The organism is Leptolyngbya sp. FACHB-36, from assembly GCF_014695955.1.
Lineage (GTDB): Bacteria > Cyanobacteriota > Cyanobacteriia > Leptolyngbyales > Leptolyngbyaceae > FACHB-36.
The window spans coordinates 1-3,984 of sequence record NZ_JACJPG010000312.1 but is presented as its reverse complement, the minus strand read 5'-3'; the positions used below and the strand labels follow the sequence as shown (position 1 = coordinate 3,984).

Annotated in this window: 3 protein-coding genes; all 3 read right to left on the bottom strand. The window is 58.7% G+C overall.

Annotated features, from left to right (window positions below):
• Nucleotides 1-200 precede the first annotated feature (200 nt).
• Complete coding sequence (locus H6F43_RS08575) at nucleotides 201-1,634, bottom strand: carotenoid oxygenase family protein (protein ID WP_190342378.1); 1,434 nt, start codon at nucleotides 1,632-1,634, stop codon at nucleotides 201-203.
• Between the two features lie 65 nt (nucleotides 1,635-1,699).
• A complete protein-coding gene (locus H6F43_RS08570; protein ID WP_190342377.1) occupies nucleotides 1,700-2,272 on the bottom strand; it encodes a GNAT family N-acetyltransferase in 573 nt (190 codons plus the stop codon).
• Nucleotides 2,269-3,984 (bottom strand): cobaltochelatase subunit CobN (cobN, locus tag H6F43_RS08565; protein WP_190342376.1); only part of this gene is annotated, 1,716 nt, incomplete at its 5' end. The genes H6F43_RS08570 and cobN, both read right to left, overlap by 4 nt.

Sequence of the window (3,984 nt, the reverse complement as noted above, 5' to 3'; positions counted from 1 at the left end):
AAGCGATCGCTAACAATGCTGTTGCGGAGAATCGTCAAAAATTGTTCGGTGCTGGAGCGTCCACCCACGCCTCTGAGTCTCCTGAGCTAGAACAGTCCGTTGCTTCGACTGTTTAGATTTACGGCAAAAAGCAGTTTCGTCCGGCTTTTTAGCCGCTAGTCTTGCTGGAATCTTCTAAACGGGTGGTTTGCCTAGCGCTGTTAAGCAGGCTTCCAGGTGCCGTGAAAGCTGAACGGAATCGGTTGAGGCAGCGCCAGCGTGCAGACGGGTTCCTCATTGAGTCGATCGCTCGCGTACACCCAGAGTTCGCTGCGCTGCGCGTTTCCGTCGTAGACCACAGTGAGAATCCAGCCGCGTCCCGGATCACTGGCATCAGGTGCGTAGATAGGTTCACTGGGATAGCGATTTGCGCCCAAATCGGCTTCCGTCAAGGTTCCAGTTTCGTGGTCGAAGCGGGCGATGGCGCCAAATAGCTCCTGATCGTCGTTTGCCGATGCCTGCCGTCGAATGTTGAGGTAGGTGTAGCGTGAGGGCTGCCCGACTTCAGCAGGAGAAACGACGGGAAACTCGCAGGCGCGATCAACCAGCCGATAGGTTTCTAGCACCTCCGCTGTCTGCGGATCGAGCCGCAGGTGCCAAAATGTGGCTCTGGCAGGCGTCTGAATTTGTCCAGTGGCAATTTCCCTCAGGTTTTGGTTCGTCTGAAAATCCTCATACCGCATCACGCTGAGGACAACGCTGCCATCGTCGGTTTCGTAGCCGTTGCCAAAGTGCCACTGGTACCACGGCTCCGTGCGGGCGCGACTCACCAGTTCGAGCGTGGCGCGATCGATCACCAAAATCTCCGTTCCCTGCTCAGGCTGCCACGTCATCGAGTGGCTGAAGCTCTTAAGCTGAAACAGCACCGGGAACGCATTAATGCGAACGGGCGGCACGCAAAAGATCAGATAGCGTCCGGCTAAAACACAATCGTGAATGATCGGCAAACCCTGGAGCGGAATGCTGCCACGCTGCTGAACCGCGCCCGTCGCGTCGCTGCGGTAGAGGTTGAGTGTAGCGCTGGCACCGAGGCTAACGCCGAAATTGAAGATGTCGCCCGTTTGCGGATCGACCTTGGGATGGGCAGAGTAAGTCACTCCCTTCAGGCTGCCGAGATCGTCAAGCCCGATCGTTTCCAGAGAGTCCAAGTTGAGGGCGTACGGCAATCCGCCTTCCCATAGCGCCAGCAGCTTATCCGGTAGCGCCAGCACCGAGGTATTGGCGACATTCTTCAGCTCTTTGCCAAACCGCTCCCACAGCGGACCGGGTGGCAGCATGCCGTAGCCGCCGTAGAGAAATTTTCCCGCTTTTTCCTCATCCTGGTAGCCTGCCGTCTGGACAAAGCGATAGACGCCTGTTGCGTCTGCATCAGTAAAATGAATGCCCAAAATGCCGCCGTCGCCATCGAACCAGTGCCCAACGCGATCGCCGCCGCGCTCTAGGGTTCCCGGTCCGTTGCGGTAAAGGGAGCCGCGTAGCCCCGTGGGAATCGCGCCCGAAAGGACGGTCAGCGGCGTGGAGGCAAACTCGATCGCCGACTGAAACATTAAGTTTGACCAGGCATGGGTATGCGTGGGCTGTAGCGTGTTGACCATCGAACGTCCCTTGAGCTGCAAAACGGCGTGCAGGGTCAAGAACCCTGCCTCCCTAATCTATCGCGTTAAGCAGAATGAAAGTCTTCTCGGTTCAGGCCGTACAGAACCAGCGATCGCCCCAGCGGTTCGTAGAATTCTTCGCGCTCGAATTTCAGCCCAACTTTTTTCATGACGCGAGTGGAGGCGCGGTTTTCTTCTAGCGCAACGGCGGCAACTCTGGGAATCTGCAACTCCAAAAAGCCTTTGGCAATCAGCGCTTTTGCGCCTTCGGTGGCGTAACCGTGTCCCCAAGCTTCCCGCTTTAAGCGGTAGCCCAGTTCAACATCGCCACCCACTTTCGGGTCAGGATTGAACTCAAACCAGCCGATAAATTGACGGGTGGATTTGACGATCGCTGCCCAAAAGCCAAACTGATGATTTGACTGCTGATACGCGGTCAGAAACCGGGGAAGGACCTGGTTGGGGTAGCGATCGTAGTCGGGCAGTTTTCCCTCCAGGATGAACGGCACATCGGCGTAGCGAATCACCTCCGGGTCGCTGTCTAACTCAAACAGCAGGTTGGCATCGTCCGCCGTGAACTCGCGCAGGAGCAGGCGATCGGTTTCTAAGTAAATCAGCGGCTCGTCATTGTGGTTCATAGACTCGTTGCCTCGATCGTGCCTTCTGCCTCTAGGGCGATCGTCCTCAGCCTCTCTAGCGTGGCTGCCTCAGTCTGCCACAGTCCCCGCTGGTTCGCTTCCAGCAAGCGTTCTGCCATGTCGCGCAGCGCCCAGGGGTTCTTCTGCTGCACAAACGCCTGCACCGCTGGGTCAAACAGGTAGGCTTGGGCAATTCCGTCATACATGTGATCCTCGACGCAGTGAGCGGTGGCATCGTAGGCGAAGAGGTAATCCACCGTTGCTGCCATCTCAAATGCGCCCTTGTAGCCGTGCCGCATCACGCCCTCAATCCACTTGGGATTGACGACGCGAGAGCGATAGACGCGGGCAATTTCCTCTTGGAGGCGGCGAACTTTAGGATTTTCTGGGCGGGAGTGGTCGCCAAAATACACGTGCGGGTTGTGTCCCTGGAGCGATCGAACCGCTGCCGTCAGTCCGCCCTGGAACTGGTAGTAGTCGTCGGAATCTAGCAGATCGTGTTCGCGGTTGTCCTGATTGTGCAGGACGATTTGCATCTGACGGAGGCGTTGCTCAAAGGCGTCCGGCTCCGAGTGACCCGTCCCCGCGCCCGTGTAGGCGTAGCTGCTCCAGTTGATGTAGGCGCGGGCAAGGTCAGCATCCTCGGTCCAGTTTTGCGCATCAATCAGTCCTTGCAGCCCAGCACCGTAGGCACCCGGTTTGGAGCCAAAAATGCGATAGCTCGATCGTGCCGTGGCCTGCTCTGGAGTCAGTCCTTTTGCCTGCCAGTCCTGCGTTTCCTGCCGCACCCGCGCCGCTAGAGGATTTTGATCGGCAGGTTCATCCAGCGCCGCGATCGCTTGCACCGCGCTGTCGAACAGATCGATCAGATTGGCAAAGGCATCCCGAAAGAACCCAGAGATTCGCAGTGTCACATCGACTCTGGGACGCCCCAGCACCGACAGCGGCAGAATCTCAAAATCGACGACTCGCCGCGCCAGCCCATCCCACACGGGCTGTACCCCCAGCAGCGCCAGCGCTTCGGCTAAGTCATCGCCGCCTGTCCGCATCGTCGCGGTGCCCCAGACGGACAGCCCCAGCGTTTGGGGGTACTCGCCGTGCTCTTGGGTATGGCGATCGATCAGCGCTTCAGCGGCGCGTCGTCCTACGTCCCACGCCGTCTCAGTTGGCAATGCGCGAATGTCCGCCGAGTAGAAGTTGCGTCCGGTGGGCAGCACCTCTGGACGCCCCCGCGTCGGCGCACCCGATGGACCGCTAGGAACATACCGACCGTCAAGACCGCGCAGCAGATGGGTGAGTTCGTCGGGCGTGCGCTGGAGAGCGGGCACGAGCGTAGAGCGGAGCCAGGTAAGTTCCTGACAGATGAGGGAAGAGGACGGAGGCAGCGAAGCAGCCTCAAGTAGGGATTCAACCAGGTGGGCAGCGTGGTGCTCGATCGCCTCCACGGCATCCCCGATCGTGCGCCAATTTCGTTCGTTATTTCCCAGATTCTCCGCCAAGTCTGCCGTTAGGGGATCAAACTCTAATTTCCAATCCTGCGCGATCGCGCGGGTCAAACCGAGGCGTCCGGGTCCGGGCTGACGGGCGATCGCCACGATTAAATCTCGTAGCTGCCGATCCTGGGGACACTGCCCAAACACGTGTAGCCCATCGCGAATCTGCGCCTCTTTTAATTCGCACAGGTACCCATCCATCTGAGGCAGCAGCGAGAT

Excerpts from the sequence above, each read along its gene's own strand:
- H6F43_RS08575 (WP_190342378.1), bottom strand. The coding sequence starts at position 1,634 with ATGGTCAACACGCTACAGCCCACGCATACCCATGCCTGGTCAAACTTA.
- H6F43_RS08570 (WP_190342377.1), bottom strand. The coding sequence starts at position 2,272 with ATGAACCACAATGACGAGCCGCTGATTTACTTAGAAACCGATCGCCTG.